This is a genomic window from Plantibacter cousiniae (nom. nud.) (genome assembly GCF_977070315.1).
The window spans coordinates 104,551-120,283 of the sequence record NZ_CDRVEU010000013.1 but is presented as its reverse complement, the minus strand read 5'-3'; the positions used below and the strand labels follow the sequence as shown (position 1 = coordinate 120,283).

Genomic DNA, 15,733 nt, shown 5'->3' with positions numbered 1-15,733 from the left:
GGGAGGCTACAGTTACTGCACCGCAACCCTTTTTCTCAGCATTCCTGCATTATCAGAAATCACACTGTAATGCCCTAATGGGATATCCATCGTGAGCGACCCGCCACACTGTGGGCATACTGGATTCGCCAGGATTGTCACGTCTGGTGGGACGTCATCCGACCACCAGACCTTTCGACAACTCCCTTAGCATGCGTGGCTAGCCGTTCCCCGGTTACCGCTGTAGATTAGGTGCCCTTTGGTTTTCACGATCTGCATTCGATACTCCCTGTCCCATCTTAGGAAGCGAAAGCTCCCTCTGCTACGGCCTCGGCCCAGCACATGGCTGGGCGTTGCCGTTTTCCCTTTACTGGCCGGGTCACTCATGTTGCACTCAGTGACGTGATAGATTTGTTCCCCGGTCGGCTGAGCCTGGTCATCGAGGACTTCCGCAATCCGCCATTCACGGCAGTCAGGATCACCGCATTCGTACATGCAGTCGTCCGGTTCCGCGCCGTCCTCTGCTGGGATCAGCTTCACCAAATACGGGGTTTCCCCGTCATCGTCCTGCACCTGGACAAAAGCACTAAACGCTCTGCGTTTGCTCATGCTCGATTCCGCTGCGCAAGATGCATCGCAAGCCTCGACCCGGCCTGCCTCGACTGTTTGACAGGCCTCAGTACAAAAAACGCAACGTTATTGAGCGGGTGTTCAGCTGGCTTAAGGAAAAACGTCGGATCTGTACGCGTTACGACAAACTGGCCAGCAGCTTTAAAGCCATGGTCACACTGGCCTGCATCGAAAGATGCTTGCGGGCTGACTTTTCGGACAAACCCTAGAGCGCTCAGGGCATCACCGTGAAGAATCCAAGATGCCGCTGTTCGCGCCGCTTCGGGGTCGGACTACGCTCACAAGCGCATTTATACCGGCGTAGCGGCCTATGCTAAGCAGGCAGGCAGGCACCGAGGTCGCTGGATTGGGGGGCGCATGGGCTTTGGTGCAGCTATATGTGGCACGACATGACTCAGCAGGAATTAAAACTCTGCTGAAACGGCCCTTTGATCTGCGCGAGTGGAAGACAGCGGATATTCACGGTAAAAATACACAGATAAAGCGCCAAACCAGAGTGCTAAGCGCCCAGACGGGCGCCTCGATCGTTGGTCTTGCCGACGGCAGTTATAGTTTGTGATCGGCCTGCGATGGTTGGCATCATAAGATGCCCACAACTAATTCAATAGCTCAGTCTCGCGCTAAGCTTTCGAGACCGCCCTTACGTTAAGTCATTGACGATGGCTGAAATTCGACTGGAAAGCTGGTCAAGGCCCAATTTCAAAGCTGGTACGGGTTCCCGAATAGGGCTCGTAATGCAGCCTCTCGCCTCTTACAATATGGAGATGGCAATTTGCCCCAAAAAAGCTTGCCATGTTGCTACAAGGCTGCCAAGCTGTTAGGTGAGAACGGGAATTAAAGTAAATTCTCAGGGCATCTAAATCCGAAATATGTTTCTTAGCTACCCTAAAAACGGAGAAGTCGACATGAACCAAGAGGTTTTGACTAATGATTTTGTAAGATGGAACTGGGAAAGCTCTAACTTTATAACCTCCCAGATTATTCCAGGGTTGAATGACTTCGACAAGTCGACTGGCAATTTCTTTCACCCGCTTATAGATAGCTTTTCCAGTCTGTTCTCTACTATAAACGTACAACAATCCAATTTGGTAGCATTTGCTTCAGATTCGGTCGACGTCATCAACCACACGAAATCCATCGTGGACGCGCTCAGCGATGGCGTCGTCGACACGGATGAAAATACGCTTATCATTCAGTCTCTGGACAGCCTAGGTAAGACATCTGATCACATGAACGGGCTGGTGGCCAGTAGTGCCATTGCTTCCGTAAACTACATTGATGGAACGCTAATTCCCGTACTAGACCATTTGGCAGTTGTGTCTGCGCTGATTGGGGACGAAGTGGGTCTGGGAATAAACGCGTTCATCAAATCATCCGCCACCTACGTATCAAGTGTGACGAAAAACGCTATAGAATCTACTCAAGACATTACGAATCTCAGCGCCGTAGTCAAAGAGCTTGGCTCCAGTTATGATGAGCAGACTGGAACCCTTGATATTCTTAGGCTAACCGAGAACATTACAAAGCTGAGCGATACCGTAAATACCTCTATCGATCATTTTGGTAAATTATTTACGGCTACCCATGCAGTGAGTGGCGATTATACAATAGACCAAGCTGCATCGGCACACGATTTAACCCCTATAGCTGTGGTAGGTATTTCGGATCACACTGACATGTTCTGACATGTTTCCTCACGCGCATGTTTCATAGCACATCTAGGGAAGGTCTGAAGTAGGCGTCTATTCCTGACGTCCTCTTGGCTTGAGGCTCAAAAAACGTTCGCGCAGTCAGAAAACCAGACCTTTTCCGCTGTTAACTCATCGCTTTATCTTCAATTGTGTCCTTCTCAAGGCGGTCTACCGCATTACAGGGGCACTTCTCCCATCGTCAGCAACCGCTTTCGAGCTATCCAGAGGTTCGACAGGGCAAAAAGTGTGTAAGCGCTCCATGAATCTCATATTCCAAGCGCTTATCCGCCCCTTTGTGATCGGGAGAAAGAACTGGATGTTTAGCGACACGCCCAAGGGCGCAACGGCCAGTGCTCAACTTTATAGCTTGGTCGAGACTGCCAAAGCCAACGGCCAAGAGCCCTATGCGTGGCTGCGCCACGCACTCGAACGCCTGCCAAAGGCGACTTCGGTTGAGGATTACGAAGCCTTGCTGCCGTGGAACTGCTCACCCGCAACGCCTAGCTGAGCGCTCTACCAATTTTGATTTCGGTGGGGTTTATGGAGCGCTTACGTACCTTTGGGCAGGTACTGGCGAATCAAACCGTTGACGTTCTCGTTACTGCCGCGCTGCCACGGGCTATGTGGATCGCAAAAATAAATCGCCACCCCCGTTTTCTGGGTCAGTTCAGCATGTTTGGCCATTTCACGGCCTTGGTCATAGGTCATAGGTCATGCTTTTACGGACTTCCAGCGGCATGCTGTTCAACGCCGCGCTGAACCCCTCCACCGCCGAGGTTGCGGTAGCATCGCGCGTTTTGACCAGGATCAAATAACCACTGGAGCGCTCAACAAGCGTGCCCACCGCCGAGGCATTGTCCTTGCCCTTGATCAGATCGCCCTCCCAGTGGCCGGGCATTTGCCGGTCTTCGATCTCGGGCGGACGCACGTGAATGCTCTCCATGTCCGGAATCTGGCCGCGCCGGTCAACGCCGCCACTGCGCGGTCTGCGGGTGCTTTTTCCTTGGCGCAGACACAGGATCAGCTCCTTGCGCAACTCGCCCATAGGCAGTGCGTAAATGGCATTGTAGATGGTTTCAGGGCAGACGTAAGCTTCTTCAAAATTGATTTTCATGCGACGCAGCTTGCCCGCGATTTGCTCGGGAGAAAAGCCTTCTCGAAGCAAGCAGACAATCAGCTCGAATCGCTCATTGCCGGGCACCAGCTGTCTGGCGGGACAGCAGACTTTTCGACGTTCACGAGTAAAAGCCTGGGCTTGGCAGGCCGCATAGCTCGCGTTGATAACCTTATTTCTTCTCATCTCGCGGCTGATGGTGGACGGACTGCGCCCCAACTGACGGGCGATTTCGCGCTGGCTGATGCTCCGATATTGCCCGATTTGAATGAATACGCGTTCCTCAATACTGAGTTCGGTATAAGACATCGCCGCACTTTACCTGAGGTCGAGGTGTTGCACTCAGTTTTTGCAGCCGTCGTTCTTCATGTTGGAAACTACCCATTCAAAATATTCACTGGGGCGGTACCACCTGTTCCCTGCGCCTCTTTAGTACGTTTCCCATTCGGGTTATTTTTCACACGAGGATTTCCATGTAAGAAGCGAGCGAGCAGCGGTGATGCTTTTTTAATAACGAGGAAATGGATTTTCTGGATCTTGGAAATTCTAGAAGCTCTTGATGGCACTCAATGAGCGAATAATTTTCCTGTCATGATGCATTGTAGGCAGTAGAGCCTCTGAATCCCCCCCGAGATGGGTATCGTTCGCGTCAAGGCAGGGCCAATTTCGGCTTTTCTCCACTTTCTGCTATCCATCGTGAGGGTGAAGGACCTACTTACATCTAACATGCGCCGTGCTTTTTATCGAACGTCTAGTGAGCCCGTCGACTCGACACCGACGATTTGGCTCAAGTCTATTCGAAACTTCTGGCGCTTTTCGCTGAAGTGGGCCTGTCGAGTATCCAAGGGAGATAATGCACTGGGAAAGCCGCTGCTTATTGTTTACAATGGCCGATTGATGCGCAGTGCTACTGAGCATCATGCCTTCGTTCTCAGCTCAAATCCCTGACCCTTCCATGAGCTGACTTCCTTTAGTGCTGCCGCACCCTTATTGCGCTCGATCTGGTGCACTTATTCCAGTGGCGCAAGGGTCTTGACAGAGGAGCATCTGTGTCTACTCCACCGCAATCCCTTTCCGGACAACAGCCCCAACCTCAGGGCAATCTTTCCCCCTCCAATTACATGATCCTCGTTGCCTTCGTGGCTGCCATCGCCGGCGGGCTCTACGGCTACGACACCGGCATTATTTCAGGGGCCCTGCTGCAGATCAGCCGTGACTTCGGCCTCGATCACCAGGCTCAGGAACTGGTTACCGCGTCCATCCTCGCCGGCGCCGTGCTGGGCGCCGTGGGCAGCACTCGCCTGTCTACGCGCCTAGGCAGACGCCGCACCATCATGCTGGTTGCGTTGCTATACATCGTCGGAGTGCTGGCCTGCGCCTTTGCGCCCACCGCTTTTTGGCTAGGGGCCTTTCGCTTCATGCTGGGGCTGGCGGTGGGCGCCTCGACGCAGATCGTGCCCATGTACATCGCCGAACTGGCACCGCCGGACAAGCGCGGACGGCTAGTGGCCTATTTCAACGTGTCTATCGGCATCGGCATCCTCCTGGCGGCCGTGGTCGGTTACGTGCTGCAGGAATCCTGGACCTGGCGCTGGATGATCGGTGCGGCCGCCGTGCCGGCGTTGATACTGCTCCTGGGCATGCTCTGGCTGCCTGACAGCCCGCGCTGGCTGGTGGAGACCGACCAAGTGGCCGAGGCGCGCGAAACCCTCGAACAGGTACGGGAGACATCCCGCGAGGTGCGCAGGGAGATCGCCGAGATCCGGGCGGTCCAAGAGCGACTCGAAGACGCCCCCACGGGTTGGGCGGCGCTGCGGCAGCCATGGTTGCGGCCCGCCCTGATCGCCGGACTCGGCGTCGCGGCGTTCACCCAGCTGTCGGGCATCGAGATGATGATCTACTACACGCCGACCTTCCTTGCCGAGGCTGGCTTTGGCCATTCCTCGGCGCTGTTGGCGGCATTGGGCGTGGCCATAACCTATCTAGTCATGACCTTTGTCGGTAAGCTTGTGGTGGACCATGTTGGTCGCCGGCGGTTGACGCTAGTGACTATGCCCCTGGCGGCCATCGTGCTGCTGACCCTGGCTGCCGTCTTCCGCTGGCAACTGGGTGGCGAACACCATGGCGGCTTGGTGGTGACATTGCTGCTGCTGTTCATGGTCTTCAACTCGGCGGGTATCCAGATCATCGGCTGGCTAGTGGGCTCGGAAATCTATCCGCTGTCGATCCGTGATCAGGCGACTGGCGCCCACGCCGCTATGCTCTGGGGCTCCAATCTGCTGCTAACCGGGACCGCGCTATCGTTGGTCAGTATTCTGGGGGTAGGAGGCGCCATGGCGTTCTATGGTCTGCTCAACGTCCTGGGCGTGCTCTTCATCTTCTTCTTCGTACCGGAAACCGCAGGCCGATCGTTGGAAGAAATCGAAACCTCGCTGCGCCAGGGCACCTTCCTCAAGCGCTCCGGGCGTTAAGGATGGTCTGAGCAACACTACCAAATGACGAGACATGTGACATCGGCACGCTGAGCTGCGCTCAGACGTTGGAATCTCCATCGTTTTTGGCGCTTTTTCGCGCAATTTCCCCGATCACAGGCACATCTCGGACACGACAAGCAGCAATTGCTTTCGCTTCATGCACAGGTTCGACAGCGCAAACAGCGTCAGTACCTGTGCCGTGTTCTTCGCCAGGCCGCGATAGCGTACATTGACGTAACCAAACTGGCGTTTGATCACCCGAAATGGATGCTCAACCTGGAGCGAACCTGAGCTTTGGCTCTCTCGATCTTGCGTATTGCTTTGTACAACACGCTGCGTTTTCCGTGCTTCTTGTAGGTGCTGCGCCGGGCTGCAACCTGCCATATGACTTGGCGTCCAGCATGCTCTTTGCGCTTCGCGACACCGGTATAGCCTGCATCGGTGCAGACCACGTTCTCAGCACCGTGTAGCAGTTTGTCGACTTGGTCACGTCCGCCACGTTGGCCGCAGTGACCACCACGCTGTGCACCAGCCTCGAGTCATCGTCGACACCAATGTGCGCTTTGGCACCGAAGTAATACTGGTTGCCCTTCTTCGTTTGGTGCATTTCCGGGTCGCGTTTACTGTCCTTATTCTTGGTCGAAGTGGCGCATGAATCAGCGTGGCATCGACGAGGTGCCTTGTTGCAGTGACAGGCCACGCTGGCCCAGTTAGTCATTGATCACGCCGAGAATGCCAGTGGCCAACTCGTGTTTTTCCCGCAGGCGACGGAAGTTGAGAATGGTGGTTTCGTCTGGGATTCGCTTCAGGCGAGGGTCGGTCATCAGCATGGGCATGCGAGTAGCAGAGACAGCAGCTGAAAAAGGATCTCCGCTTTGTACGGCAACTCCGGCTGGATGGGCATCGCGCCATGCTTTTAACTGAGCGTCGTGCTCTTTCCAATCGGCATCATCACCCCCGGCAGGAAGATCCGGCGGGCTGATGTGGTAATCCAGCAAATTGCCCTGCCATTCTTCCGCCTGGGCACGACTAGGGAACGCACGAAGTGGAACGGGCTCTGGCCATGTTTGATGCCGGTTGCCATGACCATAAAAAAAATGACTTGCGGAGTATCCATGGTCGCGTTTTCCTATTTGGATTTGCTTGGCAAGCGGGTATAGGCGGAAAGCGGTAAATCTGACCCTAATCAAGCATCCCAGCTGCGGCGTGGCAGCGCAGTTTCCGGTAGCCTTGACGAAGGCCAAGGCCTGACTCTTCCAAGATCGATTAGACTAGTAAATTGTTCAGCAACATCCTTAACCATGGGAAGCCCTGATGAAAGCACTGTTATTTATTCTCTCTTCAGCTTTGATCGCAGGCTGTGCGCAATCTAAGCCAGCTACTACAGTCCTTCATTCTTATGGCAATGACGGCTTACCGAGCGCCGAGGTCACCGCCTTTCAGGCGGCTGATGCGCGACTCAAGTATCAGAAAGCGCGCATTGAGTACGACCCCAAGGGCTGCGCCCGTTACCAAGGTGTTGCACCTGATGGACAACTCCGTAGCGAACCGCTGCTTGATGCCCGATCACAGCCAATCTGTGCGAAAAATCTTTGAGCTCAAAAATTCGAATGGCTCAGAACTCTGTCGTAGTCGAGGCTACCGACGACCATTGAGCTTAGCCCGCACTATGTGGGCTGCCGAGTCGAGCGAGGTTTTCCTTTGCACATGGCCTCGGTAAGGCGAGCTTGAAAAATACCATCACGCCGAACCCCAATAGACCAGGAAACTCGACCGCTCCAATGCTCTGTGGATTACTGGTGTATCCGCCTCCCCTCCGTACCATTCAAGATCGATGATCACGGGAACAATCCCAGCTATTGCGGCTTCTAGGTGACGCGACTCTCTGATCCAAGTTGCTAATGGAACAACATCACATCGCGCTCTGGCAAACGGTCAGTGACGGATGCAACGCGGATCAGGTGCTTGAATTGTCCAGATCGAAGCGAAGTAGCGCGGCGGGTGGTCATGCGGCCTCTCTGTCAGGATTGCACGGGAATCGTGCTGGATCTGGAGAGAGTCAGGCCAGGGCCTCCTAACAAGGGTATCAGCAGGCCCTACCTGGTGTTCACGGAAAATTGGGATTTCCCGTCCTTCTGCAGCCGCTTTCTCGTGAGTCAGTTGTGGCCTTCCACAGAAGGCCCCAGACTTCACGCAAAGTCCGGGGGACTATTTAACGGATATCCCGTTCTACGCAGCTCACAGGCAGCATAGATCATTGCCCCGACCAACTCCCTAGGGTCAGCCAGACAAGCGGTTACTATGCTGTAACAGCATTAGCTACAACCTAAATGCCTAACTCACGCACCTGACGAATATAATCGATCGTGATCGCCGCGTTGTGCTTTGCAAATGCAGCACTCAGGCGAGGCGGATCGATTCCACTAGACCACCCTACTTGCTCGGTGATGCGTTCGTGTGTCCTGGGCATGGAATGGACGCTTACTTCGATTCATACCTGGTCCACTTGCTGTGGCAGACGCTAGGCGTAGGGTACGGATGGCAATTCCCAGCCTCTTAATTCCGCGTCGGCCTCGGCCATCAGCACTTTCTGCTGTGCTGCGCTGATCCGGCCGCCGTCCAGCAGAGCCTGACTGTAGCCGCGAATGGCCGCATGCATTTTTTCGCAGCAATCGTAAGTCGGAGAGGTGTGTAACTCCGCGATGTCCTGGCGGGCGTGTTCCATTGCTTTTTTAGGCGTCATGCCAAACTCCTGTCTGGGCTATATCCAAAGCGGTTTTGCTCGATACGATATTAAGCCACAACGAAGAAGATGGCAGAGTGCCACTCGCCACCGATTGGTTCTGCTGGGTTGGCAACGCTGAGCCATGATTAGTTGGCCTGCGGGAATGACCGTAAATCAGGCGTGTATTTATGGTGATGCGGGCGAATAGACGCGGCACGTCAATCTGCAATTTATGATGGATGCGCAGCGTCGAAACAATGAGTAAGCACAGGTTTAGAGAGGATTAACTGATCGTTTGAATTGAACTTAGCATTACACCCTCGGTCGGATGGTGGCGCAAGGCCACCAAATACGAGCTACCATGCCCGCCGATCACCTGCAGACGATAAATTCATGACCTCAAAAACAGGATCTTTTGCCAAACGCTTGTACTTGCCGCGGGCGCTAGGTTCTGCTGTTGGGTTCTGGGCAGTTGCCGCAGTGCTGTACACCCTCCCTACCCCAGCCTGGATATGGGGCCTTCTGGCCTTCCAAGGCTTTGTCTGGCCTCATCTAGCGTTCTTGCTGGCTCGCAGGAGCGCGATACCCTATATCGTTGAACGCCGTAATTTGCTTGTCGAATCGGCCTTTGGCGGGTTGTGGGTGGCTGCTATGCACTTCAATCTGCTTCCCACAACCTTGCTAATTTCCATGCTGTGCATGAACAGTATTGCGGTAGGGGGGCCTCTATTACTTCGTTTATCGCTCGCGTCGCTGACGACTGCTGTGTTGGCCTTCACTGGCCTCTTAAACCCGGGATTTGCGCCGGAGACGACCCCTCTACAGGTTTACGCCTGTATACCAATGCTCGCCGTGTACCCACTGGCGGTCGGAGGCGCTGCCTACCACTTAAGCGCAAAACTAGCGGCGCATAAACGTGCATTTCGTGAGCACAGCCGAACGGATATGCAGACTGGCTTACTCAACCAGAGCGCTTGGCGCAGCATCCTTGACGAAGAATACGAATTAGCCAAGCGAGGCCTTGCCCGCTCTGCAGTGGCACTAATCGATCTGGATCATTTCAAAGCGATCAATGATGGGTATGGCCATCTGGCAGGTGACGCCGTCATCAAACTTTTCAGCGAGGTACTGGCCAAGGTAAAGGGTCCAACCGATACTGCCGGGCGGATTGGCGGAGACGAGTTTGGACTGATTATCCGCGGATCGAACATTCAACAGATTCGAGCCACTCTCGCGAGACTGCAGCAACATCTCCAGCAGACTTTTAGTGAGCGGCTCGACGTCCCAGCCGTGTCGCTCAGCATTGGGTTTGCCGAGTTCAGCGTCCATGATGATAGCGCTGAGAATTGGTTGAGGGCGGCGGATCTGGCGCTTTATGAGGCCAAGGGTCAGGGCAGAAATCAGATCGCCGCTGCATATGCCTGATTGGGCTTCATCAAATATTCGTCATGCTTCCTGCAGTTCAATCAGCTAAGCCACTGGTATCACTGAGACCAAGTCCACGTATCTGAATTTCTTTCGTGCGGCTTTTGTGGCGTCCATTTCTGCCTGCAGGGAACTGAGCGTGTCGGCCTCGTGGACAAACAACTGAGTCTCCCCTTCAAATTCGTTATCGTTAATTAGCTGAGAATTCTTGATGGGTACCACTGAACCGTTTCAAATGCGCGATGGTTGGATCCTCGAGGACACCATGGTGGACACCTACGCAGAAATTGCCGAGGAGGCGTTTGCTCAGTTCTTATCGGAAAAAGCCAGCCCTGTGATTCGCCCAGAGCTGGAACATGACGCTGCTGCTTACCATGAGCACGAAAAAAGAAAGAAAATGATGGGAATTAAAACCATCGTTTTCTCCGCCATGACCCTTGAAGCTGCGGCGTATGAATTTGCGACCCTCCAGCTAGGCGAGCACTTTGCAAAAAAGTACCTGGACAAGCTGGATGTAGTGGGCAAATGGCTAATCATTCCGCGATTGGTTTGTGGCCGATCCCTTCGAGAGGATGGCCCAGCCATCAATGGACTTAAAGCATTGATAAAGTCACGCAATGCGTTGGTCCATCACAAGTCCAAAGAATGGGACAGTAGGATCAAAGCCAGCGATACGCTGAATGCGATAAAAGAGCAGCGAGCGCAGTTTGAAAATGTCCAGGTTCCCATCGCGTTTAAAACGCTGATCCTGCTTTCGCTGGAATTGAATGCGGTGCTACAAGCCGACGGTCCTCTCCCATCCTTTGAGGATAGTTGGATACACGCTACCCCATGCGATCCGCTCGTAGCGCAAGTGATCCACCGCTGTCGCGAGGTTCATCGCGATAACTGGCGAGGGCTGTGACGTGACTGAAATTGTTACCCAGCAGGGACGCCGGCTAACCGCTGCGGAATTTCAGCACTTGGCCGCCGTGCCGGCCGCCGTCGAGTGGTTTGCCAATATCGACAACCCGCGCACGCGGCGTGCGTACCAGGGCGACCTGGAGGACTTCTGTCATTTCGTAGGCTTAGCGACTGCAGACGAATTCCGTTCGGTGACCCGAGCGCACGTGCTCGCCTGGCGCGCCGATCTGGAGCGCCGGGGCCTGGCCGGCGCAACCATTCGCCGCAAACTGGCGGCGCTGGCCAGCCTCTATGACCACCTGCTCAACAGCAATGCGGTCACCGGCGGCAATCCGGTGCATGGCGTCAAGCGACCCCGAATCGAAACCAATGAAGGTAAAACGCCGGCGCTCGGTGATCACCAGGCTAAAGCCCTGCTCGATGCGCCAGATCCGGACACGCTCAAAGGCAAGCGCGATCGGGCGCTTCTAGCGGTGCTGCTGTACCACGGGCTACGCCGCGAAGAGGCCGCGCAGCTGATGCTCGCCGACCTGCAGGAGCGTCGAGGCATCAAGCACCTGCGCATCCACGGCAAGGGCGGCAAGCTGCGCTTTCTGCCGTTGCATCCGGTGGCCGCTGAACGCATCTACATCTACCTAGAAGCATCCAGCCTTGATCAGCAGGACGGCAAGACTCCCCTCTTCCACCCGCTGCGCGGCCGCACCACGGGCGGAGGAATCAGCGCCGATGGCATCTACGCAGTGGTAGGGCATTACGCCAAAGCTGCGGGGATAGAGGTTGCGGGGCTGGGGGTGCACGGGTTGCGTGCTACAGCGGCAACGAATGCCCTGGAGCACGAGGCGGATATCGCCAAGGTGCAGGTCTGGCTGGGCCACGCCAATATCAGCACGACGCGGATCTACGATCGCCGGCAGAACCGGCCAGAGGACTCACCCACGTTCAGGGTGAAGTATTGAGGTGTGTGTGCAGCGCGGAAAAAGTGAAAGGTTTAGGTAACGTTACCATTAATAGGCAGGCAGCAAAGCCAAGCAGGCTGCGGGTGACGTCAACCCGGGGCTCTGCTCACGAAGGGAACCCACGTCATAGAGGTCATTGATGTCCGCTGATCATTACAATGCTGCGCCCGTCCCCCCAGAGCAAGGAGCGGCCAACGCCGAAGAGTTGGCTTACCGACTCCGTCAACAGCAGCTGACGGCAGATTTTGGACTGCTCGCCTTGAAAAACCACGATGCAGCGCTATTGCTTCAGGAGGCTACCCCCTCCAGTCGGCTAAAAGGGTCACTCTTGCGACATCCACCAGCGGTGTAATAGATGTATCCGTCAAGCTGTCACACATCACGCTCATGTCCAACGCAATGAATGCATCCCGGGCTTGGCGAAACGCATGGTGCTGGCAATTTTCGCCCGGCGAGTAGTTCCAGCTGAAAATTAATCTCGGCGTCAACCCAACTCGCTAACTCGGCCGCCGCGGAATGAAACGCGCGTCCAGCTCGTTCATATCCGGCGCGTCGTCTGATGCATGCAGCCAAGCCTTTCTGGCAATGCGGTAATCCTCCAAGACCGAAAGGATATCCTCACTAAGTCTGATAGCCGCCGGAAACGATAGGATATGAGGGGGGGTCTGCCTTTTTTCATGGTGGTTTTTCCTACATCTCGTTGCATATATTTATATTCCGGATCGCTGGTTTTGCCGGTACAAAGAGCACGTCGAACAGGAAAGAGAGAAGGTGCCGGCGACTGCCTTGCGAAAGCAGTTCGTCCTCGCCGGCGCCAAACGCGCCCGAGAGTTGCGGGCATGAATCTGGCCAGATGGTTATGTTGAACAGACAAAGCGCTGTAGCGGTTCAGGAACGTCTGGGTAAAACGCGTAAGACTCCCCTGCGTAGTTACGACATGGACGGCTACGATCCAACCTGAAGTGGCCAATCCCAGTGAGCCGAGATAGGTTCCACAAGCTGCCGAAAATGCCCCGAAATCGCCTCTATCAGAGTCGCATCAGTAAGCGGATCTAACCCAGGATAGGGCTTACCGTTGTAGTTCCCCGTATAAGTCAGTACGTTCTCAACACTGCCAGTGTCATCGTAAAGCTTCCTTATCTGAAAGCACTCCTGTTCTTTGCTGTCGGTCGAATGCAGTGCGTAATGGATGGCCAATGCAGCGCCGAACTCCAGAGCAGGGGTATCAATGCCGTGTTTTCTGGCGAGTTCGATGCTGCTCAGAATGCGCTCGTTGCGTTGTAACTTGCGCAAAGGGTCGCGCGCTACACGGGCGCAAGGGTCCTTGAAGGAGGTTTTGCAGCGCTCCAAGAAGGTTTGAGCAAAACCGGCGACGGCCTCGTTCATCTGTGCATTGTCTGCCAGCAAAGCAGGGGCCACCTCCTGACGGATCAAGCGCTCCGCCAAAGCGTCGACACGCGGGTCGCCCATGCCCTGGCCCACCCAGTCGTACCCCAGTAAGCTGGCATACCAGGCAATAATCGCGTGAGGGCCGTTCCATAGACGGTTCTTGATGACCTGGATTTGCGCGATATCGTCGACGGTCTTCACCTGGCGCAGCCTCTCCAGCAGACCGCTGCCGCGCTCCACGTACAGGGGCATGTCCGGCTCGCTGTTGAACAGAATCAAATGCATCTGGTTGAGTGCGCAACTGGACTGGGTGAACGGGCGAAATCGACCAATCAACCGTTCGTATTCAGGCAACGGAGAGGCAGGTTTGGGTGCCGCGATTTGCTCGTCGTCCATGCTGTTTTGAAACATTTGCGACTTTATCCGCAGTTGTCGCAGCAAGGCATCACTGCTGATCTTGTTGACGATGCGGCTGACCACGGTTTCGGCAAAGTGGGTCTTGTTCAAGATCTGCTGGCAGATATCTACCGAGCACAACAGCGCCAACTCCGCTTCGACGTGCCGGCGAACGAAGGCGGCGCCACCTACCTTGTTCAACACAATCAAGATCGTGAGTTCGCGGCCGCGGTGCTCAAAGCGTCGTAACAGCCCCTTGGCGATTACCCCTGCCTGTTTGCGGATGGCTTGCTCGGGCAAGCTAAGTCCAACGATCTCTGCGACGTCATACATATCTATCACCGCTTCGGCGTCATCCATGTCGATCATTCGCATGTTTTCGATGGTCTGATCGAAGGATGTCGCGCCGTAACGCACGCTGTACCGGCCAAACGCCGCGACAGTCTCACGCAGCATGCGCGACCGGGTAGCTGCGATAATTTCACTAGGCCGGGTGTAGCCGTCCCAGTGGGAGAAGACTTGCGTTAGGTATCCACCACCGATGGCCCCAAAGCCATGAATACCCACGCGGAATTGGTTCAGCGCCTGGGGAAAAGGCTCGCTCAATTCTGGTGTGCCCAAGTGGGGGATGCACTCGCTCAAGTCTGCGAGAAACTCGTGCATGCTGTGGTACGCCTTGAGCGCTCCGGCCTTGACCTCGGTGGCGGGCGGCTTGATGTCTTCAATCAGGATCGGCTGCCCTTCCGCACGGATTGCCGACAGCAAACCGTTTTCAGAGTCTTCGACCATGAAGCAACTGCCAGGCGCGCAATTGAGGGCGCCGGCCGCGCGCAAGAATATCTCGGGGTGAGGCTTGCCCTGGCTGACTTCGTCGCCACACACAGTAATGTCGAAGTACTTGAGCACGTTGGCATTGATCAGGTATTCCTCGGCAATGGCTCGGCGGCTTGAAGTAGCGACCGCCATGGTCAAGCCGCATTTGCGTAACCGCTCCAGCACCTCCAGCAAACCCGCCTTGATGGGTACGCCGTGATGACGCACGTACTCCAGTTCAAGTTCATCAGCCCGCTGGCGGATCTGCGCGTAGGGGAAATCTTCACCGTTGTGCGCCTTCGCGAGCGCTTCGGCCTTCTTCGCGCTCAAGCCCAGTGAGCCGATCAAGGTTTCCTCGCTGAGCGGCTTGCCGAAAAGCTCGTTGGAAGCCTGTTTGAGGGTTCTGAAGCGCAACCGCTCTGTATCAAACATGGTGCCATCCATATCGAAGATGGCGCTGAGTATTCTCTTCCCCTGGAAAAAAATCATTGGCTGATGCTCCTTGTAACGTGGGATCGCTCACCGCCAGTCAACCTCGTGCAAGAGGCACTGCGGCAGCACTCTGTCGTGACCCGAAGTTGATGCCGTTTGAGCCTGGATGCCGACCGGTCTGTATTTCACTCAGGTAGTGACGAATTCGGATAGAAAAAGCAGGCGAGCAGAACTCACCGCGACGAAGCGGAAAGTGACGGCGCAGGTTCAGTGACTAAACGATTAGAAAGCTAGGCGGAGGGACGTAAAGATGGCGCCGATAGGCGCAACTGCAAGAGAAACAAGTTGGCAAGCCGTGTGAAGCGGAGAGTGTGGAGCGGTGCGTAACGAACCCTGTGGCCACATTTATGTAGCGTTTAACGTGAGGCCCACAGTGCGCAAACAGGGATGCGTGCAATGGGCCAGAATGGCGATTGATGCGTGTGATTCCATGCATAGGGCTGGATAACTTCCTACGAAGTGGCTCGTCGTTTTTTAGCAATAGCATGTACGGATGCCCAAATCAAGGGTGACGGCTGCACAGTCCGGACTTCAATTGAACCCGAGCAGTGGACGGACATGGCCATCCTTTTTTTGACAAATCCGCAGTGTTAAAGCGCTCCGACGGGGTCGGCTCAAAGCGCTTTTGGTCGGTTCAAGTGAGGTTTTAATATTTTTTAACAATTAGTTTTTGTCTTTTTTTGAAATTGGTAAGCCCCGGAAGACATGGCCTAGAGCCATGACCACGGGACAGATTGTCGCACCCA

At 55.0% G+C, this 15,733-nt stretch carries 11 protein-coding genes and 4 pseudogenes; 8 read left to right on the top strand and 7 right to left on the bottom strand.

Translation table 11 applies throughout. The annotated features are described in order from the left end of the window. Positions 1-186: 186 nt before the first annotated feature. Entirely contained in the window at positions 187-588 is a 402-nt protein-coding gene (locus tag ACW55A_RS22705; protein WP_410930323.1) for a hypothetical protein, read from the bottom strand. A gap of 5 nt (positions 589-593) precedes the next feature. Between ACW55A_RS22705 and ACW55A_RS22700 the strand changes: the two are divergent. The 3 genes and pseudogenes from ACW55A_RS22700 to ACW55A_RS22690 form a co-directional block, all read left to right on the top strand. Next, positions 594-818: pseudogene (locus ACW55A_RS22700) on the top strand (transposase); the annotation flags it as partial. A gap of 696 nt (positions 819-1,514) precedes the next feature. After that, positions 1,515-2,294: a hypothetical protein gene (locus ACW55A_RS22695; RefSeq protein ID WP_498811207.1), complete on the top strand. Its 780-nt coding sequence runs from the start codon at positions 1,515-1,517 to the stop codon at positions 2,292-2,294. A gap of 289 nt (positions 2,295-2,583) precedes the next feature. Next, positions 2,584-2,808, top strand: a pseudogene (locus ACW55A_RS22690) (transposase domain-containing protein); the annotation flags it as partial. A gap of 44 nt (positions 2,809-2,852) precedes the next feature. Here ACW55A_RS22690 and ACW55A_RS22685 read toward each other — a convergent pair. Then, positions 2,853-3,723: pseudogene (locus ACW55A_RS22685) on the bottom strand (IS30 family transposase); the annotation flags it as partial. Positions 3,724-4,463: 740 nt separating this feature from the next. Between ACW55A_RS22685 and ACW55A_RS22680 the strand changes: the two are divergent. Further along, positions 4,464-5,885 carry a sugar porter family MFS transporter gene (locus tag ACW55A_RS22680; protein ID WP_498811206.1) on the top strand — a complete coding sequence of 474 codons (1,422 nt, stop codon included), beginning with the start codon at positions 4,464-4,466 and terminating at the stop codon, positions 5,883-5,885. Positions 5,886-5,999: 114 nt separating this feature from the next. Here the strand turns inward: ACW55A_RS22680 and ACW55A_RS22675 are convergent, their stop codons facing one another. The 3 genes and pseudogenes from ACW55A_RS22675 to ACW55A_RS22665 all read right to left on the bottom strand — a co-directional run bounded on the left by ACW55A_RS22675 (position 6,000) and on the right by ACW55A_RS22665 (position 7,132). Continuing rightward, a complete protein-coding gene (locus ACW55A_RS22675; RefSeq protein WP_498811205.1) occupies positions 6,000-6,272 on the bottom strand; it encodes a transposase in 273 nt (90 codons plus the stop codon). Further along, positions 6,230-6,495 (bottom strand): annotated as a pseudogene (locus ACW55A_RS22670) (transposase); the annotation flags it as partial. The gene ACW55A_RS22675 and the pseudogene ACW55A_RS22670, both read right to left, overlap by 43 nt. A gap of 103 nt (positions 6,496-6,598) precedes the next feature. After that, a complete protein-coding gene (locus ACW55A_RS22665; protein WP_369317911.1) occupies positions 6,599-7,132 on the bottom strand; it encodes a hypothetical protein in 534 nt (177 codons plus the stop codon). 70 nt (positions 7,133-7,202) lie between these two features. On the opposite strand from ACW55A_RS22665, the gene ACW55A_RS22660 reads away from it, so the two are divergent. After that, positions 7,203-7,484 carry a hypothetical protein gene (locus ACW55A_RS22660; RefSeq protein ID WP_148279879.1) on the top strand — a complete coding sequence of 94 codons (282 nt, stop codon included), beginning with the start codon at positions 7,203-7,205 and terminating at the stop codon, positions 7,482-7,484. Between the two features lie 925 nt (positions 7,485-8,409). On the opposite strand, the gene ACW55A_RS22655 is transcribed toward ACW55A_RS22660, so the two are convergent. Further along, the gene (locus ACW55A_RS22655) at positions 8,410-8,631 is read right to left on the bottom strand and encodes a hypothetical protein (protein WP_369317912.1); all 222 of its coding nucleotides are present in this window, start codon (positions 8,629-8,631) and stop codon (positions 8,410-8,412) included. A 375-nt stretch (positions 8,632-9,006) separates the two neighbouring features. Here ACW55A_RS22655 and ACW55A_RS22650 point away from each other — a divergent pair, with 375 nt between their 5' ends. The 3 genes from ACW55A_RS22650 to ACW55A_RS22640 all read left to right on the top strand — a co-directional run bounded on the left by ACW55A_RS22650 (position 9,007) and on the right by ACW55A_RS22640 (position 11,897). After that, positions 9,007-10,038 carry a diguanylate cyclase gene (locus ACW55A_RS22650; RefSeq protein ID WP_410935964.1) on the top strand — a complete coding sequence of 344 codons (1,032 nt, stop codon included), beginning with the start codon at positions 9,007-9,009 and terminating at the stop codon, positions 10,036-10,038. 211 nt (positions 10,039-10,249) lie between these two features. Beyond that, positions 10,250-10,942: a hypothetical protein gene (locus tag ACW55A_RS22645; protein ID WP_498811204.1), complete on the top strand. Its 693-nt coding sequence runs from the start codon at positions 10,250-10,252 to the stop codon at positions 10,940-10,942. Between the two features lies 1 nt (position 10,943). Beyond that, positions 10,944-11,897, top strand: coding sequence for a tyrosine-type recombinase/integrase (locus tag ACW55A_RS22640; RefSeq protein ID WP_369317915.1), 954 nt, complete (start codon positions 10,944-10,946; stop codon positions 11,895-11,897). A gap of 945 nt (positions 11,898-12,842) precedes the next feature. Here the strand turns inward: ACW55A_RS22640 and mtlD are convergent. Beyond that, positions 12,843-14,984 carry a bifunctional mannitol-1-phosphate dehydrogenase/phosphatase gene (gene mtlD / locus ACW55A_RS22635; protein ID WP_410930314.1) on the bottom strand — a complete coding sequence of 714 codons (2,142 nt, stop codon included), beginning with the start codon at positions 14,982-14,984 and terminating at the stop codon, positions 12,843-12,845. Positions 14,985-15,733: the final 749 nt, after the last annotated feature.

Coding starts and splice junctions, on each gene's coding strand:
- ACW55A_RS22650 (WP_410935964.1), top strand. CDS start 9,007: ATGACCTCAAAAACAGGATCTTTTGCCAAACGCTTGTACTTGCCGCGG.
- ACW55A_RS22695 (WP_498811207.1), top strand. CDS start 1,515: ATGAACCAAGAGGTTTTGACTAATGATTTTGTAAGATGGAACTGGGAA.
- ACW55A_RS22645 (WP_498811204.1), top strand. CDS start 10,250: ATGGGTACCACTGAACCGTTTCAAATGCGCGATGGTTGGATCCTCGAG.
- ACW55A_RS22655 (WP_369317912.1), bottom strand. CDS start 8,631: ATGACGCCTAAAAAAGCAATGGAACACGCCCGCCAGGACATCGCGGAG.
- ACW55A_RS22660 (WP_148279879.1), top strand. CDS start 7,203: ATGAAAGCACTGTTATTTATTCTCTCTTCAGCTTTGATCGCAGGCTGT.
- ACW55A_RS22705 (WP_410930323.1), bottom strand. CDS start 588: ATGAGCAAACGCAGAGCGTTTAGTGCTTTTGTCCAGGTGCAGGACGAT.
- ACW55A_RS22675 (WP_498811205.1), bottom strand. CDS start 6,272: ATGGCAGGTTGCAGCCCGGCGCAGCACCTACAAGAAGCACGGAAAACG.
- mtlD (WP_410930314.1), bottom strand. CDS start 14,984: ATGATTTTTTTCCAGGGGAAGAGAATACTCAGCGCCATCTTCGATATG.